The organism is Acidobacteriota bacterium (assembly GCA_016716905.1).
Classification (GTDB): domain Bacteria; phylum Acidobacteriota; class Vicinamibacteria; order Vicinamibacterales; family SCN-69-37; genus SYFT01.
The window spans coordinates 451,512-477,543 of sequence record JADJUS010000022.1 but is presented as its reverse complement, the minus strand read 5'-3'; the positions used below and the strand labels follow the sequence as shown (position 1 = coordinate 477,543).

The window sequence follows — 26,032 nt, the reverse complement described above, 5'->3', positions numbered from 1 at the left end:
ACTCAAACGCTAACATGCCGTCGCGCCTGCGCATAGGCTGCGGCCATTCGTTCCGCCGTGTGCGCCCACGAATGGTCGCGGGCCACCCGGGCGCGTGCCCGCGCGCCCATCTCGCGCGCGCTCGCCGGTGACGCCAGCAGGCGCGCGATCGCGGCCGCCAGTGCGGCCGGGTCGCGCTCGGGCACCAGCAACCCGTTGTCGCCGTCGGTAATGGCCTGCGGCAGACCACCGGCAACTGTCGCCACCACAGGTGTGCCCGACGCGAGCGCCTCGAGCGCGAAGTTCGGCAACCCGTCCACATTCCCGGCATCGTCGCGCACAGAGGGCACGGCGATGACGTCAGCGGCGGCCGCGAAACGGGCCACCGCGTCCTGCGTCTGGTTGCCGAGGAACTGGACGGGCAGTCCGGCGGCGCGGGCGCGCAGTGATTCGGCCAGGTCACCCTCGCCGGCAATCAGCAACTGAAGGCCAGGGTGGCTGCCTGCGAGCGTGCCAACCGCATCGATCAGGTACTCGAACCCTTTTTTGCTCACCAACCGCCCGCCGGCCAGCACGAGCGGCGCGTTTCCCACGCCCAGTGATTGGCGCACGTCGGCGCGGATACCGTTGTCGGGCGCGAAACGCACCGTGTCCACACCATACGGCACCGTCTCGGTGTGCGCCGGGTCGGCGCCGAGTGCGATGGCGCGTCTGTGCAGGTCGTCGCTGCACGCGGTCACGGCGCCGGCGCGCCCGAAGACGCGACGGGCCGCGGCGCCGATCACCGCATGCCGCTCGGCGACGAAGACATCCGATCCGTGCAGGCTGACCACGAGTGGCAAGGCGCGCGCCGCCGCGGCGGCCATCACACCACCGGGAATCACCCAGTGCGCATGCATGACCGTGGCGTGGCGCTTCTTGGCCACGCGCCACGCCTTGAACCAGCCGGCCGCAAGCGCCATCGGCGCCACCGCCCAGGCCGCCAGCCGCACATCCGTGTCGGCGCGCAGGCCCGAAGCGTAGCCAAACACGTTCAGCGAAGGCACGGGCGCGTATTTGAAGAAATGGAAGAACACGCCGTCCTCTTCCCGACCGCGCGTGATCTCCGGATGCCAGGGCGCCACCAGGTGCACTTCATGGCCAAGCGCGGCCACGCCCTTGGCGATGGGTTCGATGAAACTGCCGATACCGTCTCCAGGAAATCGCGGGTACGACGTGGTGACCATGACCACCACTTCGCGCCCGGCGCTCCCGTGCGCCGCGCCCTTACTTGCGCCCATCGAAACGCTGGGCCGAGATTTGTTCCGACACGAGGCCGACAAGAAACACGACCACGCCGAACAGGATGAGCAGCACGGACCAGTTGGTGATCTGGCGGGGCTCGGTCGCAATCGCCCATGCCGCATACGCAGCCCCGAGCCCAAACGTCAGGCCCGCCACCGGCAGGAAGATGCGCATCGGACTGTAGATCGTGATCACACGGAGGATGATGACGAGAAATTTCACGCCGTCGCTCGACAGCCGGATCTTCGAGTGGCCCGATCGCTGGCGCGCCGCCACCGGTTCGAAGTGCACGCTGTATCCCGCTTTGATAAACGCGAGCGTCGTGGTCGTCGGCGTCGAGAATCCGTTGGGCAGCAGGAAGAGGAACTCGCGCATCTGCTCGAGCCGGGCCGCCCGGAATCCCGACGTGAGGTCCGGGATCTTGCGCTCGGCCAGATACCCCGCCAGCCAGTTCAGGAGCGCGTTGCCCATGCGCCGCACCGGACCGGCCTGCGTCGCCGATGACCGTGCGCCCACCACCAGTTCATGGCGGCCGAGCTGCGTCACGAGCCGCACGGCATCCGACGGTTTGTGCTGCCCGTCACCATCGATGATGAGCATGTACTCACCCGTCGCCGCCCGGATACCAGCCTTCACCGCCGCGCCGTTGCCCTTGTTGTAGGGCTGCCGCACCACGCGGGCGCCGGCTTGCTCCGCCAGCGCCGCCGTCTCATCGGTCGACGCATCGTCAATCACCAGGATCTCGTGCCAGTTGGCCTCGGCGCGCAGTTCCTGCACGACGGCCGCAATCGAGTCGGCCTCGTTATACGCGGGAATGACAACGGAGACTTGCGCGGGTGCCGCCATCAGCGGTCGTCCTTCGGCGTCTTATCGTCGCCCAGTTCCAGCTTGCGCACGCGATAGAGCAGGTCTTCAAGCAGTTTGCGCGTGCCCGAGATCGCGTCAGCCACCAGGCCGATCAGGATCACCTGGAAGCCGACGATCATCAGCACGGCCGAGAGAATCAGCGATTGCAGATGGCGATCACCGAACGTGTCGCCCTTCAGCAGGAAATAGAGATACCGCAGCGAGATCGCCACGCCCACCGCGAAGATGGTGCCGCCGATGTAGCTGAACACCTTCAGCGGCTCATACATCGTGTAGGTGCGCACGATGGTGGCTGCCGACTGCTTGATGTAGCCGTAAACGCTGCTGAAGAGTCTCGAGGGGCGCGTGTTGGGATTGGTGCCAATTTCCACGTGCGCCACAGCCATGCGCTTCTTGCCCGCCTGGATGATCGATTCAAGCGTGTACGAAAATTCCGACACCACCGTCATGCGCAGCGCGGCTTCCCGTGTGTAGGCGCGGAATCCGCTGGTGGTGTCGGGCACCTGCGTATTCGATACCCTGCGCACCACCCAGCTGCCCAGCCGCTGCAGCAATTTCTTCTGCCACGACATGCTCGCGAGAATCCGAATGTTGCGATCGCCGATGACGATGTCGGCTTCGCCTGCGATGAGGGGCGCCACCAGCCGCGCGATGTCCTGCGCGGCGTACTGATTGTCGGCGTCGGTGTTGACGATGTAGTCGGCGCCGGCTTTCAGACACGCGTCGATGCCCGCGGTGAAGGCTGCGGCGAGTCCCTTGTGCCGGCGGAACCGCACCACGTGATGCACGCCGTGCGCGCGCGCCACCGCTGCCGTGCCGTCACGTGAGCCGTCGTCAATGACCAGCCACTCGACCACGTCCACGCCCGGCACGGTGTGTGGCAGGTCGGCGAGCGTGGCCGGCAGGGTGGTGGCCTCGTTGAGGCAGGGAATCTGGATGATGAGTTTGGTCACGTCGCCTCAGGCGCCCACGAGGCGCTCGATCACACCCGTCCACGTTATCTCGCGCGCCCTCGCGTAGCCCGCGTCGCCATACTCAGCGGCCAGGCGCCGATCGGCGTCGAGCGTCGCCATCGCGTGGCCCAGGGCGGCGGCATCCGGAGCACAGGAAAAGCCGTTCACGCCGTCCACCACAAACTCGTTCGGTCCACCGGCGTCCACCGTCGTGATGACGGCTTTGCGCGAGAGGAACGCTTCAAGTGTGACGTATCCGAAGTCTTCGTCGAACGGCGGAAACACGACCGCCAGTGCCCCCGAATACAACGCCAACAGCGCATCGTCGTCCACGCTGCCCAGAAAGTCCACCCTGTCGGCCACGCCCAGTGATTCGGCGAGCGCCTGAAACGTGTGGGCCTGTGTGCCGGTGCCGGCCACCTTGAGGCGAAGCCGGCCCGGAACGTTGGCCAGCGCGCGAATGGCCAGGTCTACGCGCTTGACGGACTCGAGCCGGCCCACCGAGAGAATATAGTCGCCATAGGGCCCCGGCGCGAGGCGATCGGCCAGACGCGGCGGGTGGTACAGCCCCTCGGCAGGGACGCCGTTGAACCGCGATGCCCGATCGGCGGTGTTCTGCGCGTTGGCGTAGAGACGCCGGCACTCTCCGAGCATCTCGGTGTCGAGCGCGATAATTCTGGCGCGCAGCGCGACGTCACTCTCGGTGTGAGAAAAATCACTAAAAATCGTGCCCGCCAGTTCGTATGCGGCGCGGTGCTGGTGAATCAGCCACGCCACCTTGTTCGGGTGCCGCACGAAGTACGTCGGAAACTTCGTCGCAATCACCACGTCGATGGGGCGGCCGTTGCTCTCTGATAAGTCGAGCAGGCGCCAGGCAGCGGCGTGCGCCAGGATTTCTTCCTTCGGATACCACTTGAACGGGACGCTCACGAGCTCGGCCATGTGGCCGTGTGCGCGCAGCTGCGCGACCAGTTCCCGGACGTGATATTCGGCACCCCCGTGAACAAAAGGAACCTGCGCTTCGCAGACCAGAACCGTCTTCATCTTGTGGCCCGGAGGGCTGACAGCCGGATGGGTAGTGGGGAGGGGGCTTCAGGCATGCGAACGGCCGATGGTAACACGGAGCGAAAATTAGACGTAAGCCTAATTCCTGCCACACTTTGCGATTGACAGTGCCCATCCACACTCCTACTATCGCAGTGGACCTATTTGGAGCAAAGTGGAGTAAAAGGTGCTTCGGGGAAATTATTCCGCCAAGATTGACGACAAGGGGCGTCTGAAAATTCCGAATGCCTTCCGGGCACTCGTGGAGGATCAGCACGGCGCCGGCCTCTACCTCACGAGTGTGACGGGGGAGTCAGTGCGGATCTACCCCATGCCGGTCTGGCTTGGCGTTGAAGAGCGCCTCCGTCGCATGCCAAGTACGCATCCGGCGCGCCTGAAGTTTCTCGACCGCGTCAATTACTACGGACAGCTCAGCGAGTTTGACAACCAGGGCCGCGTCTCCCTGCAGCCGCGCTTGCGCGACAGCGCGGGGATGTCGGGCGATGTGGATGTCCTGGGGCAGGTGGATTACCTCGAGGTGTGGAACCACGAGCGCCTGCTGGCGAAGTTCGAGCGTGACCCGTTCACCGATGCCGACGCTTCGGCGCTGGCGGAGTTCGGCATCTGACGATCACGCACGAGCCGGTCCTGGTGGCCGAGGCCGTGACGTACCTGTCTCCGGCGCCTGCCGGGTGTTACGTGGATTGCACGTTGGGGCTGGGGGGGCACACGGCGGCGTTGCTCGAGGCGGGCGCGGGCCGGGTGATCGGGATCGACCGCGATCGCGATGCGTTGGCGATCGCGCGGGAGCGGCTGGCGAAGTACGGGGATCGCGTGGTCTACGTGCATGCCGACTATCGCGAGTTGCCGCGGGTGGCGCGCGAGGCCGGTCGCGACGACGTGGATGGGGTGCTGGTGGATCTGGGGGTGTCGTCGATGCAGCTCGACGAACCGGAGCGCGGGTTCAGTTTTCGACAGGACGGACCGCTGGACATGCGGATGAACCGGTCGGAGGGGCCGACGCTGGCCGACATGCTCGCTGACGTGGATGAAACCACGCTGGCGAACGTGATTTACGAGTTTGGCGAGGAGCGCAAGTCTCGCCGGGTGGCACGGGCGATTGTGGAAGCGCGCGATGCCGGTGCGTTGACGGGAACGGCGGCGCTGGCATCGGTGGTGCGGCGGGCGGCGGGTGGCGGCACGTGGCAGCGGCTGGATCCGGCGACGCGGACATTCCAGGCGCTGCGCATCTGGACCAATCGCGAGCTCGAAGGCCTCGAGGCGTTTCTGGAGTCGGCGGCGCAGTTGGTGGCGCGGGGCGGCCGGGTGGTGGTGATTGCATTTCACTCGCTGGAAGACCGCGTGGTGAAACACACGTTCCGTCGCCTGGGGGCAGAGGGCGACGGCGCGGTGCGCGTGGTGACGCGCCGGCCGGTGATGCCGTCGGACGAGGAAGCGGAACGTAATCCCCGGGCGCGCAGCGCCCGGATGCGGGTGGTGGAGAGGGTCGCATGAGTATCGACGTTGAATACGCCATCAAAAAAGACGTCCGGAACAACCCCGTTGTCCGCAGCGTGGACCCCGAGCAGCGGCGCGAGTTCGCGCGCGGTGTGTTCCTGGCCGCGGCCGTGGTCGGCATGTTGCTGTTCTGGGCCTCACAGCAGTACCTGCTGATTGACCACGGCTACAAGACGCAGGTCCTGCTCGGCAAGCAGGAGGCGGAGGAGCGGCTCAATCGCCGCCTGCGACTGGAACTGGACGCGCTTCGCGCACCGGCACTGGTGGAACGGCGCGCCATGGAAGAACTCGGCATGGTGTACCCGGCGGTTGACCGCGCCGTGGTGATCGAACGGGTCAATGCCGCGACCGCCCCACGGGCAATCGTGGCCCGCGCGCGTTAAGCACGGTCGGTCTTCGGCGGCAAGGGAGGGGCATGATGGGACAGGAACAGGATCAACAGCGCCGGCCGGCCCTGTCACGCGAGGCTCTGGACCCGCTGCTCGTCAACGACCGCCCCGACGAAACATTTGAAGCCACGTGGCGCAGGGCCTACCGGCGTCGCCTCCTGATCGTGGGCACGGTACTCGCGGTGTGGACGGCTGGGATTGAGGCGCGTCTGGCCTACCTCCAGGTCGCCCGTCATGAGGCGTACCTCACCAAGGCCAACAAGCAGCAACTGGACATCGAAGTGCTGGCGCCCAAACGCGCGGAGATTCTGGACCGCAACGGCGAAGTGCTGGCGTATTCCGTGGATGCGGACACCGTAGTGGCGAATCCCCGCGCGGTCAAAGACAAGGCCGCCACCGCCAAGGCGCTATGCGCGGCCCTCGGCGACTGTTCGGCTAAAGAGGTCGCGGACCTCACCGCCCAGTTGAGCAAGCCGAAGTCGTTTCACAACGTCCGGCGCGGCGTGTCGCCAAACGTGGCGCGACGAGTGATGGCGCTCGAACTGGCCGGCGTGCGCCTTGAGAGCGAAACCAAACGCTACTATCCGAAAAAAGAACTGGCAGCGAACGTGCTTGGGTTTGTGGATCGCGACAACGTCGGCCTGGCCGGCATCGAGCTGGCATTCGACAAAGACATTCGCGGCAAGGCCGGCAAGGTGCTGCGCATCAACGACGCGCACCAGCGCTCGGTGGATCGGCAGGTGCAACTCGCGCCCACGGCGGGCGCCGCCATCGAGCTGACGATCGATCAAACCATCCAGCACATCGCCGAACGCGAAATCAAAGCCGGAGTCCTGGCCCAGAACGCCGTGTCCGGCACGGCCATCGTCATGGATCCGATGACGGGCGAGATCCTGGCGTCGGCGACCTACCCGACCTTTAATGCCAACGATCCCGGATCGGTGACCGGCGAGCAACGTCGCAACCGCGCGGTGGAAGACATCTACGAGCCCGGGTCCACGTTCAAGATCGTGACCGCGGCTGCCGCGATTGAAGAAGGCGTCCTTGCCACCACGGATCTCATCGATGTTTCGGCCGGCAGCATTCTGGTGAGCAAGGGCCGCGTCGTGCCCGACACACATCGCTATGGGGTGCTCACGTTTGAGGACGTGATTGTGAAGTCGAGCAACGTCGGCGCGATCAAGGCCGGCTGGATGATTGGCGCCGAACGGCTCAACCGGTATGTGCGGCGTTTCGGGTTTGGCGAAGTGTTGTCGAAGGATTTCCGCGGGGCTACCGCCGGCAAAGTGTGGGCGCCTGAGACGCTGAACGCCGGTGCGCTGGCATCGGTCTCCATGGGATACCAGGTGAGTGTGACGCCCCTGCAGATGGTCAACGCCGTGGCGGCCGTGGCCAACGGCGGCACGTTGTTTCAGCCGCACATGGTCCGCGCGATCATCCGCGACGGCAAACGCGAGGCCATCGCACCAGTGCCCGTTCGCTCGGCCGTCCTACCGGCCACTGCCGCCACGCTCACCACCATCATGGAAGCGGTCGTTGAACGCGGCACCGGCACTGCGGCCTTGATTCCGGGCTACCAGGTTGCCGGCAAGACCGGCACCGCGCAGAAGCTCATCAACAAGGTCTACTCCGACTCCGCGCACTACGGATCGTTTGTCGGCTTCGTCCCGTCGCGCCGGCCGGCGCTTGCCATCATCGTCATGATCGACCAGCCGCGCAATGGCGCGTACTACGGTGGTGCTGTGGCCGCGCCGGTCTTCCAGAAGATCGCCTCGGCTTCTCTGCGTCATCTCGGCGTGCCCGCGACGATTAACCCCGTCGCGCCGGTGATCATCTCGGCCGACGCCACGCTCGCTGCGCGGCCCGTCAACACGAATCCGACGATCGAGCACGTGGCCTACACCAACGGCGGCCAGGTGGTCATGCCCTCACTGCTGAACCTCAGCGCCAGGGAAGCCACGCGCGTCCTGACGAAGGCCGGCTTGACGGTGCAGATCGCCGGCAACGGCATGGTCGCGTCGCAGTATCCCGAGGCCGGGATGCCGGTGGAAGCCGGTGATACGGCCATCCTGCAACTGCGCCTCGCCAGGCCCGTCGTCGCGGTGCCTGCCGGCGGAGGAGGCCAATGACCGCCGGCGCCCTGGTGGCGGCCTCGCGTCTGCTCGCTGCGGACGCGTCGTCGCTCCTCGCGCACGCGGGGATCCTGGGCACCGAGATCACGTCGATTGCGCATGATTCGCGCGCGGTCGTGCCGGGTACCGTGTTTGTGGCCGTGCCGGGCCGCCGGTCGGACGGCGCCCAGTTCGCGGCGCAGGCCATCGCGCAGGGCGCGGTGGCCGTTGTCGCAGAATCGCCGGCACCTGACGGCGTGCGCGTGCCGTGGCTGCGCACCGCCGATGCGCGCCTCGCGCTGGCGGAACTGTCGGCCATCGTCTACGAACATCCCAGTGAACAGCTCACAGTGATCGGCGTCACTGGGACCAACGGCAAGACCACCACCACGTACCTCCTCGCGGCCGTCATGGATGCGGCCGGGTTTCCGTGCGGACGCCTCGGAACGGTGAGCGTGCGCACCGGACCCGTGCCTGGCGACGAGACAGACGCTGCGCACACCACGCCAGAATCGAACGAAGTGCAGCGCCTGTTGCGCGAGATGGTGACGCGTGGCTGCCGTGCCTGCGCGATGGAAGTGTCATCACACGCGCTCGTGCTGCATCGCGTGGCATCGCTGCGTTTCGCGGCAGCCATCTTCACGAATCTCACCCGCGATCATCTCGATTTCCACGGCGACATGGCGCAGTACTTCGAGGCCAAGCGCCGGTTGTTTGATTTGTTGCCCGCCGGCGCGCCGGCGGCCATCAACCTCGACGACCCGCGCGGCGCCGAATTGGCCGCCTCTCTGCCGCGCGCCATCACGTTTGGCGTCAACCGCGCAGCCGACGTGCGTCCTGAGTCTGTGCAGTCCACGCTCGACGGCCTCGTGTTTGATGTGGTGACCGCGAACGAACGCCTCTCGGTGCGCTCGCGTCTGGTGGGCTGGCCCAACGTATCCAATATCCTCGGCGTGGTCGCGTGCGCGCTCGCCCTCGACATCCCGGCGCGCGCCATCGAAGAAGGACTCGCGCAGCTCGACGGCGTGCCTGGCCGCTTTCAGGTCGTGTCGGGCGCCGATGATGATGTGCGCGTCGTTGTGGACTATGCCCACACCGACGACGCGCTGAAGAACCTGCTCGAGACCGCGCGGCCCCTGACCCACGGCCGGCTCATCACTGTCTTTGGCTGCGGCGGCGATCGCGACCGCTCGAAGCGTCCGTTGATGGGTGCCGTGGCTGCCCGCCTCAGCGACGTCGTGGTGCTGACGTCCGACAACCCGCGTTCCGAAGATCCCGAGCGCATCATCGACGAAATCAAACGCGGCATCGTGCCGCCGAGTGACACGGGCGCGCCCAAACGCGCCGGCACCCACCTGCTGGTACATCAGGACCGCCGCATCGCCATCGAGCAGGCCATCCGCGCATCACGTGCGGGCGACGTCGTGCTGATTGCCGGCAAGGGACACGAAAAGTATCAGGTGATTGGCGACCGGACGTTGCCGTTTGACGATGTCGAGGTCGCGCGAGTGGCCCTTTCCCAGCGCCGAGTGGCGTCAGGCGTGTGAGTGACGTTGTGAGCGCGTTCCTGTTGACAGCCGGTCTTGTGGCTGAGGCCACCGGAGGGCAGTTGATTTCCGGTGATCCCGGCCGCGTTTTTGATGCGATCTCCACCGATAGCCGCACGTTGATGCCGGTGCCCGCGTCCGCACGCGGGGCAGGCACGCTCTTCATAGCGCTGAGCGGGCCCACGTTTGACGGTCACACGTTCCTGCCAGATGCCATCGCGAAGGGTGTGGCCGGCGTGCTGGTGGCAGTACCGCCCGTCATCGTCACCCACGCGGCCGTCATCGTCGTCTCCGATCCACTGGTGGCATTGCAGCGCCTTGGGCACGAAGTGCGCCGGCGTTCACACGCGCGCGTGGTGGCCATCACGGGCAGCGCGGGGAAGACGACGACGAAGGAAGCCACCGCGGCATGTCTGGCGCCGCGGTACCGCGTGTTCAGCAGCGTGGGCAATCTCAACAACCACATCGGCTTGCCGCTGTCGCTGTTGGAACTCCGGCATGGCGCCGACGTGGGCGTCGTAGAACTCGGGATGAATCACGCGGGCGAAATCAGCACGCTCGTGGCGCTGGCTGAGCCCGACGTTCGGGTGTGGACCAACGTCGGCGATGCCCACATCGGGCACTTTGGTTCGGCCGATGCGATCGCGGACGCCAAGGCCGAACTTCTGGAGGGCGCAGGCGCGGCCACCATCGTGGTGGCGAATGCCGACGATGCGCGGGTGATGCAGCACGTGTCGCGATGCCCGGCCACCGTGCGGACATTCGGCTTTCAGGCAGATGCAGACGTCCGTGCGGCGCAGTTCGAGGACCGCGGCTTTGACGGGACGCGGACATCCGTGACTACGCCGTGGGGAGCACTTTCGCTTGAGCTTGCCCTGGCCGGACGCGCGAATGTGCTGAATGTGCTGGCGGCGGCCACCGTGGCGTTGGAGTTGGGCGTGCCCCCGGCCGACGTGGCGCGCGCGGCCTCGGGTCTCAAGGCGCTGCGCCAGCGCGGCGCGGTGCGTGACCTCGCGTCTGGTGTGCGTCTGGTGGACGATTCGTATAACGCCAGTCCTGCGGCGGTCACCGCCATGCTGGCGACGCTTGCGGCCACGGCGACGACCGGGCGACGAGTGGCCGTGATTGGCGAGATGCGGGAACTCGGCGACGCGGCATTGGCGCTGCACACGGCGTGCGGCCGCGCGGCCGGCGCTGCCGGCATTGATGTGCTCGTCGCCATCGGCGGGCCAGCCGCTGATGGTTTGATCGACGGCGCTTGTGAGGCCGGCATGACCGCCTCGCAGTTGTTCCGCTTCGCCGACAGCGGGACGGCTGCCGGGGCCGTTTCCGAGATCGTTCGTGCCGGCGACCTGGTGCTCGTCAAGGGTTCGCGCGGCACACACACCGAACTTGTCTCGAACCGACTGGCGGAGGTGGCCTGATGCTGTACCACCTCCTCTATGAATGGCTTGGCCTCAACATCGCGCGCTACATCACGTTCCGCACGGCGGCCGCGAGCCTGACGGCGTTTGCGATCGGCCTGTTCCTTGGGCCGTGGATGATCCGGCGGCTGCGTGCGTTCCAGGTGGGGCAGGTGGTCCGACAAGATGGCCCGGCGAGCCACCAGGCCAAGTCGGGCACACCGACGATGGGCGGCCTGCTCATTCTGACGGCCGTGTTTGTGCCCACGCTGCTCTGGGCGGATCTGACCAACGCCTACGTGTGGATCGCGGTGCTGGCCACGGCGGCCTTTGGCGCGATCGGGTTTCTGGACGACTACCTGAAGGTGGCGCGCCGCAGCCATCACGGATTGTTCGCGCGCTACAAGCTGCTGGCGCAGGTCGTGGTGGGGCTGGCCGTTGGCGGGGCGTTAATTGCCCTGGCCGATGGGAATCCCGCGCAGTACCACACGCGCCTGATGATCCCGTTCTTCAAGGAGTGGGTGCCTGACTTCGGCTGGTGGTATGTGCCGTTTGCCATGCTGGTGCTTGTCAGTTCGTCGAACACGGTGAACCTGACGGACGGGCTCGACGGCCTGGCGATTTCCACGTTTGCCGTGTCGGCGGCCACATTCACCGCGCTGACCTACGTGACCGGCCATCGCGCCATCGCCGACTATCTGCTCATCGCGCCGTCGGCCCCGGCTGCGGAGCTGACGATCTTTTGCGGCACTCTGGTCGGCGCCAGCCTGGGGTTCCTCTGGTGGAACTCGCACCCCGCAGACATTTTCATGGGCGATGTCGGGTCACTCGCCCTGGGTGGGGCCCTGGGCACGGTGGCGTTGCTCATCAAACAGGAACTGCTGCTCCCGATCGTGGGCGGCGTCTTCGTGCTTGAGGGACTGTCGGTCATTCTGCAGGTGGGGTCGTTCAAGCTGCGCGGCAAGCGCATCTTCAAGATGGCACCGCTGCATCATCACTTCGAACTCATCGGCTGGGCGGAACCGAAGGTGATCACGCGATTCCTGATTCTCGCGATCATCTTCGCCCTGCTCAGTCTCACCACGCTGAAGCTCAGGTGATGCCCATGGACTTCAGCGTCAGGAATCTCAACGTCACGGTGGTGGGAGCCGCGCGCAGCGGGCTGGCCGCCGTGGACCTGCTGCAGTCTAAAGGCGCGCGCGTGACCCTGGCTGACTCCGCGCCGCAGCTGGCCGACGAGTCTCGCGCAGAAGATCTGCGTACGCGTGGTGTGCGTCTGGAGCTTGGGCCGCATACACGCGATCAGTTCCTGCAGGCGCAGCTGCTGGTGGTGAGCCCAGGCGTGCCGCTCGAGCAGCCCGCCTTCGAGCAGGCCAGGCAGGCCGGCGTGCCGATCATCGGGGAACTCGAGCTGGCGTCGCGCTGGCTCCTGGGACCGGTGATTGCGATTACCGGCACCAAGGGCAAGTCCACGACCACCACCCTGACCTCGCGCATGTTGACCGAAGGCGGCCTGGACGCGCCGGCCGGTGGCAATATCGGCGACGCGCTGGGCGCACAAGTGGCCGCGTCCACACCGGCCACCCATCATGTGGTGGAAGTCAGCAGCTTTCAGCTGAGCGCGATCGACACGTTCCACCCGTGGATCGCCGTGTTGCTCAACCTCTCGCCTGATCACATCGATCGGCACGGCACCTTCGAAGCGTACGCGGCCGCCAAGGCCCGCATCTTCATGAATCAGACCGGGGCGGATTGGGCGGTGGTCAACGCCGACGACCCGGCGGCGGTGGCGCTCGCGCGCGGCGCCAGGGCGAGGCGCTTCGACTATTCGCTCGACGGCACCCTGGTGGATGGCGTGACGGTGGAGCAGGGCGTGATCGTGCGACGGTCGGGCGGCATCAGCGCGCCCCTGCTGCCGCTTGGCGCCGTCAAGCTGCCCGGGCGACACCTGTTGAGCGACGTGCTGGCCGCAGCCGCGGTGGCGTGCCTGGCCGGTGTGCCGCCCGACGCCATGCATCGGGCCGTGGAGGGCTTCCACGGACTCGCGCATGCACTGGAACGTGTGGCCGTCATCGGCGGCATCACGTTCATCAACGATTCAAAGGCCACCAACATCGTGTCGGCGCGCCAGTCGATCGACAGCTGTGAGCCCGGAGTGGTGGTGATTCTCGGCGGGCGTCACAAGGGCGGCCGCTTCGAGGACCTGCGCGACGTGGTGGCGCAGAAGTGCGCCGGCGTGGTCGCGATTGGCGAAGCGCAACCCCTGGTACGCGCCGCCCTGGCCGGCGTCGTACCTGTGCAGGACGCGGCCACGATGGGTGACGCGGTGCGGCAGGCGCGCACGATGGCGCCCGAGGGCGGCACGGTGCTGCTGGCGCCCGCGTGTTCGAGTTTTGACATGTTCGCGGATTACAGCGCGCGCGGGCGCGCGTTTGTGGAGGAAGTGCAGCGCTTGAACGATGGACAGTCATCAGTTTTGGCACCGCGGTGAAGAGCTGGCCGCTGGGAACACAGGCCATTTCCGGCTTGTGAGGCTGGTGTCGTTACCCGAGGCTCGACTGATGACTGTCGATCGTTCAGCGCTGTGTCCAGTGTCGGCACGATAGGCGCCGGGCTTTAGGGCCGGCGTGGTGGGTGGAAAGGGACTGTTGTGGCAAGAACGCTGAAATCGGACAAGTGGCTCCTCTGGGCCACCGTGCTGTTGCTGGGTGTCAGCCTGGTGATGGTGTACTCCGCCTCGGCGGTCTACGCCCAGGACAAGTTCGACTCGCAGAACAAGTTTCTGATCAAGCAGTCGGCGTACATCGGTCTCGGCCTGTTGCTGCTCGCCGTCGCCATGCGCGTGGACTATCACGTGTATCGTCGGCCTGCGGTCATCTGGACGGCGCTGGCCGTTGTGGTCGTGCTGCTGTTTGCGGTGTTCGGCTTCGACAAGATCAACAACGCGCGCCGGTGGATCTCCTTTCCCGGCTTCACGCTGCAACCGTCGGAGTTCGCGAAGCTCGCTGCCATCTTTTTTACGGCCGCGCTCCTAGAGCGCCGGATGCACCGGATCAATGAACCCATATACGCCCTGCTCCCCATCGGCATTGTCACTGGCGTCCTGACCGGCCTCATCGTGCTGCAGCCCGACTTCGGCACGTCGGCAGCGCTGTCAGGAGTGGTGCTCGTCATGATCTTCGCCGCCGGGCTGTCGTTCAGGCATATGGCCGTGGTCGTTGGCGTGTTGTTGCCGGTGGCCGGCGCAGTGGTGGTGATGGAGCAGTACCGCGTCAGGCGACTGATGTCGTTTCTCGATCCGGAGAGTGACCCCACCGGCGACAGCTTCCAGCTGCTTCAATCGATCATCGCGATCGGGTCGGGAGGCCCGTTCGGACGTGGCTTCATGGACGGCGTGCAGAAGCTGTTCTACATTCCCGAAGCTCACACCGACTTCATTTACGCCATCATCGGCGAGGAACTGGGCCTGGTCGGCACGACAGCCGTCCTCATCTGCTTTTGTGTCATCGCCGTTCGCGGCATCCGCGCCGCGATGTTTGCGCCCGATCGGCTGGGCGCCCTGCTGGCCACCGGGCTGACCGCGATGATCGCTGTGCAGGCCTTCGTCAACATCAGCGTGGTGCTGGGCCTGCTGCCGACCAAGGGCATTCCGCTGCCGTTTGTGAGCAACGGCGGGTCGTCCATGCTCGCGAACATGATCGCGATGGGCATCATCCTCAACATCACCCAGCATGCGACTGCAGTCGACCCGGGCGGACGCGTGACGCGTGCCGCGCACACGGCGAGGCTGGACCAACCCGCAGGAGCAGAAGGTTGACCGGCGGTCCCCTGACGATTGTCATTGCCGGTGGCGGCACCGGAGGACACCTCTATCCGGGCCTCGCCGTCGCGCGCGCGCTGATGGCGCGGGTGCCTGACGCGCAGGTGTCGTTTGCCGGCACGTCGCGCGGCCTTGAGGCGCGCGTGGTGCCCGAGGCGGGGTTCGAGCTGGATGTGATTCGCAGCCGCGGACTGAAGGGCAAGTCGATCGCCAACCGTCTGCGTGGTGCTGCGCTCCTGCCCGCCAGCCTGCTGGACGCCTGGCGCCTGCTCTCGCGCCGCCGCCCACACGTGGTGGTGGGCGTGGGGGGATACAGTTCCGGTCCCGTGGTCCTGCTCGCCTCGCTGCGCGGGATGGCGACGATGGTGCTGGAGCAGAACGCGGTGCCGGGCCTGACCAACCGGTGGCTGGCGCCGTTTGTGCGCGCCGCCGCGGTCAACTACGAGCGGACGCTGGAGCATTTCGGCGGCAAGGGTTTTGTGTCGGGCAATCCCGTGCGCGCCGAGTTCGTGGGCGCCGGGAGTGACGCAGCCAGGGCGCCGCATCCACCGCGGGTGTTGATCGTCGGCGGGTCGCAGGGTGCGCACGCGATCAATGTGGCCATGACGGCGGCGGCGCCTGAACTGATGCGGCAGTGCCCCGGTGTGGAGATCGTGCATCAGACCGGAGCCCGCGATCGCGAATGGGTGCAGGCGCAATATGAGGCCGCCGGCATCGGTGCGCGCGTGGTGGCGTTCCTTGATGCGATGGCCGACGAAATGACGGCCGCCGACGTTGTGGTGTCGCGCGCGGGCGCCACGACCCTGGCGGAACTGGCGGCGCTGGGCCGCCCTGCCATCTTCATCCCGCTGCCGACGGCGACCGACGACCATCAGCGCAAGAACGCGCAGGTGCTGGTGGATCTGGGAGCCGCGAAGCTCGTGGACGAGCGCGTCCTGAATCAACCCGAGGGCCCGGTCACGCTGGCGGGCACCATCGCCGGCCTGGTGGGCGACGAGGCGGGCCGTGCCGCGATGAGCACCGCCATGCGCGCGGCCGCGCGGCCGGGGGCAGCCGACGCCATTGTGTCGCGCATCCTGGAGCTTGCTGCATGACCATGATGGGCCGGACACGGCGCGTGCATTTCGTCGGGATCGGGGGCATCGGCATGAGCGGCATCGCCGAGTTGCTCGCCAACCTCGGCTACGTGGTGTCGGGGTCCGATGCGCGGCGGTCCGAGACCACCGACAGGCTCGCGGAGTTGGGTGTGCGCGTGGCGATTGGCCACGACGCCGTCCACATCGGCGACGCCGACGTGGTGGTGACCTCGTCGGCCGTGGCAGTGGACAACCCCGAAGTGCTGGCGGCGCGGGCGGCGCATGTGCCGGTGATCCCACGCGCCGAAATGCTGGCAGAGCTGATGCGCCTGCGCACCGGAATTGCCATCGCCGGCGCGCACGGCAAGACCACCACCACGTCGATGGTGGCGCTGCTGCTTGAAAAGGGCGGTCTCGATCCCACAGCGGTTATCGGTGGACGCCTGTCGGCATTCGGCAGCAACGCGCGCCTGGGCAGCAGCCAGTACATGGTGGCGGAAGCGGATGAGAGCGATCGATCGTTCCTGCTCTTGTCGCCGACGTTCGCCGTGATCACGAACCTCGACCACGAACACATGGAGAGCTACGGCACGTTCGAAAATTTGAGCGACGCGTTCGTGACGTTCGGCAACAAGGTGCCGTTTTACGGCGCCGTGGTCGCGTGTGTGGACGACCCTGCGGTGGCGGCCCTGCTGCCGCGGCTGACGCGCCGCGTCATCACGTACGGATTCTCGGAGAGCGCCGACGTGCGCGGTGAAGGCGCGGTCAGCGATGGGCGCGTGGGCCGTTGCATGGTGCGCACGGTGGATGGCGGCCAGACCCGGCGCCAGGAGCTGACCATCGGCGTGCCCGGCCGTCACAACCTGCTGAATGCGCTGGCTGCCGTCGCGATTGGCCGGGAGATCGGCGTGCCGTTTGACCGGATGGCCGCCGCACTGCACGAGTTCCACGGCGCCGAGCGCCGGTATCAGGTGCGCGGCGAAGTCTCCGGCGTGACCGTGGTGGACGACTACGGGCATCACCCCACGGAAGTGGCCGCCGTGTTGCGCACCGCGCGTGAGGGATCACCGCAGCGGCTGGTCGCGGTCTTCCAGCCCCATCGCTACACGCGCACACGTGACCTGATGGCGGAGTTTGGACCCGCGCTGGGATTGGCCGACGTGGTGGTGCTGACCGACATCTATGCGGCCGGCGAGGCGCCGATCCCCGGAGTCACGCTTGAGACGCTGGCCGCGCGCGTGCGTGAACAGGTGAAGGAATTAGTGGTGGTGCCGCAGGTGGCTGACGTGCCGGGCCATGTGGCGATGCTGGCGCGCGACGGCGATCTGATTGTCACGCTCGGCGCCGGTTCGATCGGGCTTGTGGCCGACCGTGTGCTCGCCGCGTTGCGGCAAATGGCCGGTCTTGATGGACGCGAGGTGGCGCAATGAGCGAAGCCCCAGGCCGGCGGCGCGGATTGCCCGGCGGCGGTGCGTCGGTGGCCGACAAACGTTTCAAGCGGCCTGACCGGCCCGGAAAGTACCGCCGGATCACGCCGCGGTTGTGGCGCATCGGCGGCGGCGTCCTGTTTGGCGGGGCGCTCGTGGCGGTGGTCGTCCTGGCGTCCACGCGGGTGGTGGATGCAGGAATCCTGGCCGTGGATCGTGTGGTGGTGCGCGGTCAGGTACGTCTGTCGCCCAACGCGGTCAAGACGCTGGAAGACAGCGTGCTTGGGCAGAGCCTGCTGCGCGTGGACCTGAAGCAGTTTCAGGAACTCGTACTCGCTTCGCGATGGGTGGCGTCGGTGACCGTGCGCCGGAGCTTCCCGTCCACCATCGACGTTCGCATCGTCGAACGGGATCCCGTGGCGGTTGCCCGGTTGGGACAGCGGTTGTATCTGGTGGATGGCGGGGGCGTGATCATCGACGATTACGGCCCCGACTACGCAGACTTCGATTTGCCGATTGTGGACGGCATGGCGTCGCCGGCCGCCGACGGAGGATCATCGATCGATCCCGCGCGTGCCCAGCTCGTCACTCGATTCCTGGGCGCCCTGGCCACTCGGCCGGAACTCAAGCGCTCGATTTCGCAGATCGACGTCTCGCGCGAGGCCAACGTCGTGGTACTGCTCAATGACGACACCGCGCTGTTGTATCTGGGTGATGACCAGTTTGTGGAGCGCCTCCGGACGTACCTGGAGATCCGGCCGACGCTCAACGAACGGATGGACGACGTGGAGTCGGTGGATTTGCGGTTCGGCCAACGGGTCGTTGTGAAGAACAAGAAACGACCGGGCGAACCGGCCGCAGGAGAGGTGTGAATGGCACGAAAAGAACGCTATCTGGTGGGGCTCGATGTGGGCACCTCCAAGGTGTCGGCGATTGTCGGCGAGATGATGGACGACGGCACGCTCGACATCATCGGCATCGGCCTGGCCGACTCCAAGGGCATTCGCCGCGGCGTGGTCAACAACGTGGACTCGGCGGCCGAGGCGATCAAGAAGGCGCTTGACGAAGCGGAACTGACCGCGGGCGTCGAGATCGACACGGTGCATCTCGCGCTGTCGGGGGCCCACGTCAAGGCGTTCAACAGCCGCGGCGTGGTGGCGGTGGCGGGTCGCAACCGCGAAATCACGCGAGACGACGTCAAGCGCGCGATTGATGCGGCGCGCGCGGTGGCGCTGCCGGCCGGCCGCGAGATCCTGCACGTGTTGCCCCAGGACTTCGTGGTGGATGACCAGGACGGCATTGCGGTGCCCGTCGGCATGACCGGGTCGCGCCTCGAAGTGAACGTGCACGTGGTCACGGGTAACTCGTCATCGATGCAGAACATGGTGGCGTGTGTGAACCGCGCCGGCGTGGAAGTGGGCGACACGGTGCTGGAGCAGCTGGCGTCGAGCGAGGCCGTGCTGACCGCCGACGAAAAGGAACTGGGTGTGGCCGTGGTGGACATCGGCGGCGGGACGACGGACTTCTCAGTGTTCGAGCGCGGCAGCCTCTGGCATACCGGTGTGGTGCCGGTGGGCGGCGACCACTTCACCAACGACATCGCCGTCGGTCTGCGCATGCCCATCCCGGAAGCCGAAAAGCTCAAGCGCCGGTCGGGTTGTGCACTGACCTCGCTTGTGCCCGAAGACGAAACGATGGAAGTGGCGAGCATTGCCGGCCGTCGCGCGCGTGTCATGTCGCGCCGCGTGGTGTCGGAGATTCTGCAGCCGCGCGCCGAGGAAATCTGCCACCTGCTGTGGGACGAAATCCGCAAAGCCGGCTTCGAGAAGTCGCTCAACTCCGGCATCGTGCTGACCGGCGGGGGCAGCATGCTCGAAGGCATGGTGGAGATCGCCGAGCAGATCTTCGACCTGCCAGTTCGGAGGGGTGAGCCGGAAGGCGTGGGCGGGTTGGCCGATCACGTCAACAGTCCCGCGTTCGCCACGTCGGTGGGACTGGTCATGTATGCGCATCGCAACCTCCAGTTGGAGCCCGTGCGCGTGGGCGGCGGCACGATCGGGAAATTGACCGGACGGTTGCGCACGCTGTTCAAGGAATTCTTTTAGTCGCCAAGGAGAGAGCCGAGATGAACCCACTGAATCTGACGACAGAGAGATCCGACTCGCTTCGCATCCTGCTTGAGGAGGAAGGCAGACGCACCGGCGCACGCATCAAGGTGATTGGCGTTGGCGGCGGCGGCGGCAACGCGGTGAACCGGATGGTCACATCGGGTGTGACCGGCGTCGAGTTCATCGTGGCCAACACCGACCAGCAGGCGCTGGCGCAAAGCGCGGCGCCGGTGAAGATTCAGCTGGGGCGGCTGCTGACCAAGGGCCTGGGCGCCGGCGCGGATCCGAACGTCGGCCGAGAGGCGGCGCTTGAGGACACCGAGCACATTCTTGAGGCACTGGCAGGGGCCGACATGGTCTTTGTGACGACGGGCCTGGGCGGCGGCACGGGCACCGGCGCCGCGCCGGTCATCGCCAGCCTCGCGAACCAGATTGGCGCGCTCACCATCGCGGTGGTCACCAAGCCCTTCAAGTTCGAGGGCCGCAAGCGGGCGACGCAGGCCGACCGCGGCCTCAAGGAACTGCAGGAGTGCGTGGACACGCTCATCACCATTCCCAACGAGCGCCTGCTGACCACCGTGAACCGCGAGACCAGCATGTCGGCCGCCTTTGTGACGGCGGATGATGTGCTGCGCCAGGCGATTCAGGGCATTTCGGATCTCATCCTGGTGCCCGGCATCATTAACCTCGACTTCGCCGACGTGCGCACGATCATGTCGCGGATGGGGCTGGCCATCATGGGCACCGGCATCGCGTCGGGCGCCGATCGCGCGAAGGTGGCCGCCACTGCGGCGGTCTCGAGCCCGCTGCTTGAGGACGCCACCGTCAGCGGCGCCCGCGGCGTCATCATCAACATCACGGGCGGTCCCGATCTCACGCTGGCCGAAGTCAGCGAAGCGTCCGAGATCATCTACAACGCCGCGCACGAAGACGCGAACATCATCTTCGGCGCCGTGGTGGACCAGGCGATGGAAGGCCAGGTCAAGATCACGGTCATCGCCACGGGCTTCGACCACGCCCGCACCCAGACGATGCCGGCTGTGCAATCGTCCATCCCCACACCAATCGACATGACGGCATACAGCGCGCAACGCATCTTCGACGAGGAACGTCTGGTGGTGAACGGGTCTCCGCTCAGCACCACCCGGGTCGCACTCACGCGGCGACCGGGACTCGACCTGCCGCTGATCGAGCGCTCGTTCAGCGGCCCTGATAGTGATGACGACGACGGGCCGTCGCCGCTCGATGTGCCGGCATTTCTCCGCCGCAAGGACGCGTAAGGAACTGGGGAACTGGGGAACTGGGGAACTGAGGAACTGAGGAACTGCGCAGGGGCTCAGGGACCCCGGACCCTGGACCCTGGACCCTGGACCCCCAAATCCTCAATCCTCCATTCGCAGGTACAATCGAAAGAGTCCCGTTCCCTTTCCCCGCCGCCGCGTCAGGCGGGGCTCCAGTAGCCACGGCCCTTCTGAATGCCCAAGAGACTCGTTCCTCGCAAGTACGGCGGTCGCCCCGGCGCAGGCCAGGGGCCGGGGCATCGGCGCGCCGATGCGCTCGCGACGCTGGAGAGGGAAGTCGGGTACGTCCGCAAGCCACATGGAGGACGACTGCGGGTGGCGCTGGCGTTTCCGAATACCTACTTCGTGGGGATGTCGAACCTTGGCCTGCAGACCGTGTACCGGCTGCTCAACGCCGATGACCGCGTGGTGTGTGAGCGCGTGTTCCTGCCCGGCAAACAGGACCTGGGCGATGACCGTGGCCGCCACGACCCTTTCGTCACCATCGAGTCGCAGACGCCGGTGGGCGACTTCGATATTTTCGCCTTCTCCGTCTCGTTTGAATGGGACTACACCAATGTACTGACCATGCTGCGGCTGGCGGGGTTGAAGGCCCGCGCCACTGACCGGCATCATCGCGACCCGCTGATCGTGGTGGGTGGCGCGGTCACGTTCGTCAACCCCGAGCCGCTCGCGCCGTTCGCTGATGTCATCGCCGCCGGTGAGGGCGAAGTACTCGTGCCCGCCCTGGTCGACGCCTGGCATCGCGCCGGGTCCCGGGACGAACTGCTCGGCCTGCTCGCGCGCGAGCGTGGGTTCTACATCCCCTCGTTCTACGACGTGACCTACGATGGTCCCGGGCGTGTGGCCGCCATCACTCCCAGGGCCGGCACCGGCGCGCCGCCGGTGGTGCACAAGGCGGCGGTGCGCGCGACCGATCACGTGGACCCGCCTTCCACCTGCATCTTCACGCCCGACACGGAGTTCGGCGCCAGGTTCCTCATCGAGGTGGTGCGCGGTTGCGCCAACATGTGCCGGTTCTGCTGGGCGGGGTACAACTACCTGCCGGTGCGCCCGTTCGACACCGCCAGGATTCTGGCCCTGGCCGAGGCCGCGCGTCCGCACGCCACCCGCGTGGGTCTGGTCTCAATCGCCCTCTGTGACCACCCCGACATCGTGCCGATCCTCGAGAAACTGCTCGCGATGGGATACGGCATCACCCCGGCGTCGCTGCGCATGGACGACCTGACCGAACCCATCGTGCGCCTCCTGCGCGAGAGCGGGGAAAAGTCCATCACCATCGCGCCCGAAACCGGGTCCGACCGCCTGCGCCGTGTCATCAACAAAACGGTGACCAACGACGAAATCCTCACGCGCACCGAGCTCATTTTTGCGAGCGGCATCCAGAACCTCAAGCTCTACTACATGATCGGCATCCCCACCGAGGAAGACGATGACCTGGTGGCCATTCGGGACCTGACAGTGGCGATGCGGGATCGCATGATGGCGCACGCCAAAGTCCGCGGCACCGTGGGGCGCATCGTGGCGTCGGTCAATCCGCTGGTGCCCAAGCCCGGCACCACGTATCAGTGGATGCCGATGACTGACACGGCGACCATCGAGCAGAAGAGCAAGCGGCTGCGTCACCTGGTGGCGGACATCGACAACGTGTACTTCAACATCAAGTCGGAACGGCATTCCTACTATCAGGGCCTGCTGTCGCTGGGCGACCGCCGGGTGGCCGACGTCATCGAACGCGCCGAGCAGAACGGCGGCCAGTGGCGTGCGGCCGTGGCCGACGCCGGCCTCGACGCCGACGCCTACCTCTATCGCAACCGCGAAGCCGACGCCTTCCTGCCGTGGCAGATCATCGACGGCGGGCTGAAGGAGAGCTTCTTCCGCACGGAGCTCCAGAAAAGCCTGCGCGCCGAGCAGACCATCCAGCCAAGGCGAGTTCAGGGTCCAGGGTCCAGGGTCCAGAGTCCAGAGTCCGAGATCCCGAGTCCGTTCGGCTAGACCGCTTCGGCGAAGGCGACTTCGTGTTCCTTGTACGCCTCGAGGATCAAGTCGCGCAAGGCGTCTTGCGACGTGGCGTCGAGGATGGGGCGCAACAGCGAGTAACTGCGGCGCTCACCGTTGACCGAGTATTGCCGGGCAGGAAAGGTCACGTTGCGGCCGCCCTGTTTGCGCTCCCACACGCTGAACCCCACCAGCCGCAGTCCGTTGAGCGGACCGCCCGAAAAATGCAGTTCTGCGTCTGCCAGCTTGCCAGCCGGATTGCCTTTGTCGTTCGGAACAAACTTCACAGTCATGGTCAACTCCTCGTCACGGTTCGAGAGCAAGTTGGCGGCCAGCGGCAGGCCGGTCGCCGCGTCGGCGTAACCCTCAGATAGAGTGGAGGTTCGGCGCGACGTACCACTGGGGGCCGTGGCGTGACTGATGGAGAGTGACTACCGTGGTTGACACACGCGAAGACGGGTGGCACTGGCGCGATGAGCCCTGGGGCGAGGGGCTGCAGCACGACGCGCTGGGCGCGGTTGCGGCCCACGTGATGACCAGTCGTGCGCTGAACTTCCGCGCGCAGGCCGAAGCCGACTACGCCGCGCTGGCGCGCTCCTTTGACCGCAGCGCCGGGGATGTCGTGCGCGTCACCCAGGTGCACGGCCGCGCCATCGTCCACGTCCGGCCTGGAGAGGATGTCCTGAACAGCATTGAGGCCGACGCCATCATTTCCACAGACCCCTCTCGGGTGATCTCCGTTCGCGTTGCGGATTGTGTGCCGGTGCTCATCGCCGACCGTCACCACCGTGTTGTGGCCGCCGTGCATGCCGGGTGGAAAGGGACCTGCGCGGCGATTGCCGACGCGACGGTTGAGGCGATCGCGGCGCTCGGCGTGGCGCCCGAGGATCTCGTGGCCGCCATTGGTCCAAGCATTGGTCCGTGCTGCTACCAGGTGGATGGCCGTGTCCGCCATTCGTTTCTGGCCATGACGCCGGATGCAGCGGCGTGGATGGTTGAAGACGGGGTGGAGCGCTGGAAACTCGACCTGTGGCAGGCCAACGTCGATCAACTGATCCGCGCGGGGATGCGCCAAGACGCGATTCACGTCGCCCGCGTGTGCACGGCGGATCACCTGGATCGCTGCTTCTCACACCGCGCCGAGGGACCGGCGACCGGCCGGATGGTGGCCGCGATTCGCCTGGCCTAGCGGGGGGGCGCAACAAACAACCCGGTTGCAGGGTCGATCGGCATTCGCATTGCGGTCCAGGCGCCGCGCAGGAACGCGCGCAGCCGCAGCAGGCGCGGCGGCAGGTGATTGAGATCGACGACCGGGTGGCCGGTCAGCCACCGGCGTCCGAGTGCCGCAATCGGGGCGAGTGCCTTCCATCCGCGCAGGCGAAGCAGCTTGGCATTGGCGGCGCCCAGCCCGAACATGTACGACTCAACGAGCGTGGTCCCTTGCTGCCACGTTCGAAACCCCCGATGGATCACGATGGCGTCGGGCGTTTCAGCGACCCAGTAACCAAACGCCAGTGTCCGGATGGCGAAGTCGGTGTCTTCACCCGAACGGAAGAACCCACCGGCGCCGAACGTCTCATCAAAACCGCCGAGTCGTTCCCAGACCGATCGCCGCACCGCCATGCACGCGCCCATGCCCTCGATGCGCGGTTTGTCCCGCACATCGCGCCCGGTGTAGGCACGCGGTGACGGGTACGCGGGAATGAAACCGGCCGAGCGGTCGTACGGCAGCGCCTGAACGGCGCCAAACACCAGGCCAATCCGGGGGTCGCTCTCGAAGGCGCTGGCCGCAGCCACCGCCCATCCCGGATCGGGGTCGCAGTCGTCATCGGTAAAGGCCACAAGGGGAGCGGTGCAGCGGCGCATGCCGCGGTTCCGCGCTGCGCCGAGGCCGTCAGGCGGACAGTGCGTGACGCTCATGCGCGGGTCTGGCGCGATGTCCGCCAGCGACTGCAGGGTCGCGCCATCGTCGCTCTGGTCGATGACACAGACCTCGCTCACGCCTGGTGTCTGGAGCAGACAGCGCACGGCCCGCGCGGCGTCGGCGGGCCGGCCGCGCGTCGCGATGACCACGGCGATTGCCGGTGGGGAATCAGGCACGGGGCGGACGTCAGCCATGGGTGGTGGGGGCCGTGATTACTCGGGGCGCGGTGGCGATTTGCACAACTTCGCCCCGGCTGGCCGACGCGGCGGCGGCCTGGACCACACGAAGCGCGGCTCGCCCATCTTCAAGTGTGGAGGCCAGCGGGGTGTTGTGCCGAATCGCATCCACGAGGTGCTGCCACTCTCTGCGGTAGGAGTCGCCATAGTCGCCGAGGCGGCGCATGGTGGCGAGGCCCCTGGGCAACTCACGCGCGGTACGGAGCAGGCCGCGCAGGCGCGGCCCCATCATGCCGCGGGTTTCCCCGACGCCGTATTGCTCGAATCCATCGAAGCGCTGGCAGGAGACGCGAAGGCGCCCGCGGTCGCCGAAGATCTCAAGCTCGATCTCATGACTCGTGCGCTCGGACATCTGGGCTGTGGCGATGGCGCCGTTGGCCAGGACGCCGGTGACCGTGGCGCTCTCGTCGTGCCGCCGGCCGTGACGGCACCGCGCGGAGACTTCGACCACTTCGGTATCGAACAGAAAGCGCCAGAGGTCAAAAAGGTGGACGCCGAGTTCGACGAGTGCGCCGCCGCCGGTGGCACGTGTGGCTTTCCAGTCGGGGAGGCCGGCATCGCCCCGCGGGCTGTTCCACATTCCCCGAATGGACTCGGGCGTGCCGACGACGCCTTCGCGAATGGCGTGGCGGGCCCGTTCGATGAGCCGGTGCCAACGCATGTGAAATCCCATCAGCACGCGCCCGCGGGTGCCGGCCGCCGCGGCCACCATCGCGTCAGCCTCGTCCATGCTGAGCGCCAGGGGTTTCTCGACGAGCACGTGGCAGCCCGCGCGCAGCGACGCCAGCAAAATGTCGGCGTGGTGGGCGGGCGGCGTCAACACTCCCACGATGTCGGCGACGTTGGCATCGAGGAGCGCATCGGCACCACTGAACCGATGCGGCACGTTGAAGCGATTGGCGACGTGCGACAGGCGCGCGGGATTCGGGTCCACCAGCGCGACGACCCGCGCTCCCTTGACGCGGGCAAGAGCGGGAAGATGTTTGTGCTCGGAGACCTCGCCACAGCCGACAAGGGCGATCCGCAGCGGCAGGTGCACTACCGCGG

23 protein-coding genes are annotated in these 26,032 nt (G+C 66.7%); 16 read left to right on the top strand and 7 right to left on the bottom strand.

The genetic code is table 11. The features are described 5' to 3' along the window. Positions 1 to 2: 2 nt before the first annotated feature. From IPL75_18240 to IPL75_18225, 4 genes are read right to left on the bottom strand one after another with little or no spacing between them, the layout of a single operon-like run. Complete coding sequence (locus tag IPL75_18240) at positions 3 to 1,259, bottom strand: glycosyltransferase (protein ID MBK9242138.1); 1,257 nt, start codon at positions 1,257 to 1,259, stop codon at positions 3 to 5. Then, the gene (locus IPL75_18235) at positions 1,246 to 2,109 is read right to left on the bottom strand and encodes a glycosyltransferase family 2 protein (GenBank protein ID MBK9242137.1); all 864 of its coding nucleotides are present in this window, start codon (positions 2,107 to 2,109) and stop codon (positions 1,246 to 1,248) included. The genes IPL75_18240 and IPL75_18235 overlap by 14 nt, the downstream gene beginning before the upstream one ends. Continuing rightward, positions 2,109 to 3,083, bottom strand: coding sequence for a glycosyltransferase family 2 protein (locus IPL75_18230; GenBank protein MBK9242136.1), 975 nt, complete (start codon positions 3,081 to 3,083; stop codon positions 2,109 to 2,111). Before IPL75_18230 ends, IPL75_18235 begins: the two co-directional genes overlap by 1 nt. Positions 3,084 to 3,089: 6 nt before the next feature. After that, the gene (locus IPL75_18225) at positions 3,090 to 4,127 is read right to left on the bottom strand and encodes a glycosyltransferase family 4 protein (protein ID MBK9242135.1); all 1,038 of its coding nucleotides are present in this window, start codon (positions 4,125 to 4,127) and stop codon (positions 3,090 to 3,092) included. A 187-nt stretch (positions 4,128 to 4,314) separates the two neighbouring features. Here IPL75_18225 and IPL75_18220 point away from each other — a divergent pair, with 187 nt between their 5' ends. The 15 genes from IPL75_18220 to IPL75_18150 all read left to right on the top strand — a co-directional run bounded on the left by IPL75_18220 (position 4,315) and on the right by IPL75_18150 (position 22,822). Continuing rightward, positions 4,315 to 4,755, top strand: a complete 441-nt coding sequence (locus tag IPL75_18220) for a division/cell wall cluster transcriptional repressor MraZ (GenBank protein ID MBK9242134.1) — start codon at positions 4,315 to 4,317, stop codon at positions 4,753 to 4,755. Next, the gene (gene rsmH, locus IPL75_18215; protein ID MBK9242133.1) at positions 4,752 to 5,642 is read left to right on the top strand and encodes a 16S rRNA (cytosine(1402)-N(4))-methyltransferase RsmH; all 891 of its coding nucleotides are present in this window, start codon (positions 4,752 to 4,754) and stop codon (positions 5,640 to 5,642) included. The genes IPL75_18220 and rsmH overlap by 4 nt, the downstream gene beginning before the upstream one ends. Continuing rightward, positions 5,639 to 6,028 (top strand): cell division protein FtsL, encoded by a 390-nt coding sequence (locus IPL75_18210; GenBank protein MBK9242132.1) that lies wholly within the window; start codon positions 5,639 to 5,641, stop codon positions 6,026 to 6,028. Before rsmH ends, IPL75_18210 begins: the two co-directional genes overlap by 4 nt. A 32-nt stretch (positions 6,029 to 6,060) precedes the next feature. Next, complete coding sequence (locus IPL75_18205) at positions 6,061 to 8,163, top strand: transpeptidase family protein (GenBank protein MBK9242131.1); 2,103 nt, start codon at positions 6,061 to 6,063, stop codon at positions 8,161 to 8,163. Then, positions 8,160 to 9,692, top strand: a complete 1,533-nt coding sequence (locus IPL75_18200; protein ID MBK9242130.1) for a UDP-N-acetylmuramoyl-L-alanyl-D-glutamate--2,6-diaminopimelate ligase — start codon at positions 8,160 to 8,162, stop codon at positions 9,690 to 9,692. Before IPL75_18205 ends, IPL75_18200 begins: the two co-directional genes overlap by 4 nt. Then, positions 9,689 to 11,116, top strand: coding sequence for a UDP-N-acetylmuramoyl-tripeptide--D-alanyl-D-alanine ligase (gene murF / locus IPL75_18195; GenBank protein ID MBK9242129.1), 1,428 nt, complete (start codon positions 9,689 to 9,691; stop codon positions 11,114 to 11,116). The genes IPL75_18200 and murF overlap by 4 nt, the downstream gene beginning before the upstream one ends. Then, entirely contained in the window at positions 11,116 to 12,195 is a 1,080-nt protein-coding gene (locus IPL75_18190) for a phospho-N-acetylmuramoyl-pentapeptide-transferase (GenBank protein MBK9242128.1), read from the top strand. Before murF ends, IPL75_18190 begins: the two co-directional genes overlap by 1 nt. Then, a complete protein-coding gene (murD, locus tag IPL75_18185; GenBank protein MBK9242127.1) occupies positions 12,195 to 13,586 on the top strand; it encodes a UDP-N-acetylmuramoyl-L-alanine--D-glutamate ligase in 1,392 nt (463 codons plus the stop codon). Before IPL75_18190 ends, murD begins: the two co-directional genes overlap by 1 nt. Positions 13,587 to 13,745: 159 nt before the next feature. Then, positions 13,746 to 14,912 (top strand): putative lipid II flippase FtsW, encoded by a 1,167-nt coding sequence (gene ftsW, locus IPL75_18180; GenBank protein ID MBK9242126.1) that lies wholly within the window; start codon positions 13,746 to 13,748, stop codon positions 14,910 to 14,912. Then, the gene (gene murG / locus IPL75_18175) at positions 14,909 to 16,009 is read left to right on the top strand and encodes an undecaprenyldiphospho-muramoylpentapeptide beta-N-acetylglucosaminyltransferase (protein MBK9242125.1); all 1,101 of its coding nucleotides are present in this window, start codon (positions 14,909 to 14,911) and stop codon (positions 16,007 to 16,009) included. Before ftsW ends, murG begins: the two co-directional genes overlap by 4 nt. A 2-nt stretch (positions 16,010 to 16,011) precedes the next feature. Then, the gene (locus tag IPL75_18170; GenBank protein MBK9242124.1) at positions 16,012 to 17,421 is read left to right on the top strand and encodes a UDP-N-acetylmuramate--L-alanine ligase; all 1,410 of its coding nucleotides are present in this window, start codon (positions 16,012 to 16,014) and stop codon (positions 17,419 to 17,421) included. After that, positions 17,418 to 18,290 (top strand): FtsQ-type POTRA domain-containing protein, encoded by an 873-nt coding sequence (locus IPL75_18165; GenBank protein ID MBK9242123.1) that lies wholly within the window; start codon positions 17,418 to 17,420, stop codon positions 18,288 to 18,290. The genes IPL75_18170 and IPL75_18165 overlap by 4 nt, the downstream gene beginning before the upstream one ends. Then, on the top strand, positions 18,291 to 19,523 hold the full coding sequence (gene ftsA / locus IPL75_18160; GenBank protein MBK9242122.1) for a cell division protein FtsA: 1,233 nt from the start codon (positions 18,291 to 18,293) through the stop codon (positions 19,521 to 19,523). 20 nt (positions 19,524 to 19,543) lie between these two features. Then, positions 19,544 to 20,806, top strand: a complete 1,263-nt coding sequence (ftsZ, locus tag IPL75_18155) for a cell division protein FtsZ (GenBank protein ID MBK9242121.1) — start codon at positions 19,544 to 19,546, stop codon at positions 20,804 to 20,806. A 195-nt stretch (positions 20,807 to 21,001) separates the two neighbouring features. Further along, positions 21,002 to 22,822 (top strand): radical SAM protein, encoded by a 1,821-nt coding sequence (locus IPL75_18150; GenBank protein ID MBK9242120.1) that lies wholly within the window; start codon positions 21,002 to 21,004, stop codon positions 22,820 to 22,822. Here IPL75_18150 and IPL75_18145 read toward each other — a convergent pair. Further along, positions 22,819 to 23,118, bottom strand: a complete 300-nt coding sequence (locus IPL75_18145) for a hypothetical protein (GenBank protein ID MBK9242119.1) — start codon at positions 23,116 to 23,118, stop codon at positions 22,819 to 22,821. The two genes, IPL75_18150 and IPL75_18145, sit on opposite strands and share 4 nt — an antisense overlap. Positions 23,119 to 23,261: 143 nt before the next feature. On the opposite strand from IPL75_18145, the gene pgeF reads away from it, so the two are divergent. Continuing rightward, entirely contained in the window at positions 23,262 to 24,014 is a 753-nt protein-coding gene (gene pgeF, locus IPL75_18140; protein MBK9242118.1) for a peptidoglycan editing factor PgeF, read from the top strand. Here the strand turns inward: pgeF and IPL75_18135 are convergent. After that, positions 24,011 to 24,943 carry a glycosyltransferase gene (locus IPL75_18135; GenBank protein ID MBK9242117.1) on the bottom strand — a complete coding sequence of 311 codons (933 nt, stop codon included), beginning with the start codon at positions 24,941 to 24,943 and terminating at the stop codon, positions 24,011 to 24,013. The two genes, pgeF and IPL75_18135, sit on opposite strands and share 4 nt — an antisense overlap. Beyond that, positions 24,936 to 26,024 (bottom strand): Gfo/Idh/MocA family oxidoreductase, encoded by a 1,089-nt coding sequence (locus IPL75_18130; protein MBK9242116.1) that lies wholly within the window; start codon positions 26,022 to 26,024, stop codon positions 24,936 to 24,938. Before IPL75_18130 ends, IPL75_18135 begins: the two co-directional genes overlap by 8 nt. Positions 26,025 to 26,032: the final 8 nt, after the last annotated feature.

Coding starts and splice junctions, on each gene's coding strand:
- IPL75_18225 (MBK9242135.1), bottom strand. CDS start 4,127: ATGAAGACGGTTCTGGTCTGCGAAGCGCAGGTTCCTTTTGTTCACGGG.
- IPL75_18190 (MBK9242128.1), top strand. CDS start 11,116: ATGCTGTACCACCTCCTCTATGAATGGCTTGGCCTCAACATCGCGCGC.
- IPL75_18205 (MBK9242131.1), top strand. CDS start 6,061: ATGATGGGACAGGAACAGGATCAACAGCGCCGGCCGGCCCTGTCACGC.
- IPL75_18135 (MBK9242117.1), bottom strand. CDS start 24,943: ATGGCTGACGTCCGCCCCGTGCCTGATTCCCCACCGGCAATCGCCGTG.
- IPL75_18200 (MBK9242130.1), top strand. CDS start 8,160: ATGACCGCCGGCGCCCTGGTGGCGGCCTCGCGTCTGCTCGCTGCGGAC.
- IPL75_18210 (MBK9242132.1), top strand. CDS start 5,639: ATGAGTATCGACGTTGAATACGCCATCAAAAAAGACGTCCGGAACAAC.
- murD (MBK9242127.1), top strand. CDS start 12,195: ATGCCCATGGACTTCAGCGTCAGGAATCTCAACGTCACGGTGGTGGGA.
- IPL75_18150 (MBK9242120.1), top strand. CDS start 21,002: ATGCCCAAGAGACTCGTTCCTCGCAAGTACGGCGGTCGCCCCGGCGCA.
- IPL75_18170 (MBK9242124.1), top strand. CDS start 16,012: ATGATGGGCCGGACACGGCGCGTGCATTTCGTCGGGATCGGGGGCATC.
- IPL75_18235 (MBK9242137.1), bottom strand. CDS start 2,109: ATGGCGGCACCCGCGCAAGTCTCCGTTGTCATTCCCGCGTATAACGAG.
- ftsZ (MBK9242121.1), top strand. CDS start 19,544: ATGAACCCACTGAATCTGACGACAGAGAGATCCGACTCGCTTCGCATC.
- ftsA (MBK9242122.1), top strand. CDS start 18,291: ATGGCACGAAAAGAACGCTATCTGGTGGGGCTCGATGTGGGCACCTCC.
- IPL75_18165 (MBK9242123.1), top strand. CDS start 17,418: ATGAGCGAAGCCCCAGGCCGGCGGCGCGGATTGCCCGGCGGCGGTGCG.
- IPL75_18145 (MBK9242119.1), bottom strand. CDS start 23,118: ATGACTGTGAAGTTTGTTCCGAACGACAAAGGCAATCCGGCTGGCAAG.
- IPL75_18240 (MBK9242138.1), bottom strand. CDS start 1,259: ATGGGCGCAAGTAAGGGCGCGGCGCACGGGAGCGCCGGGCGCGAAGTG.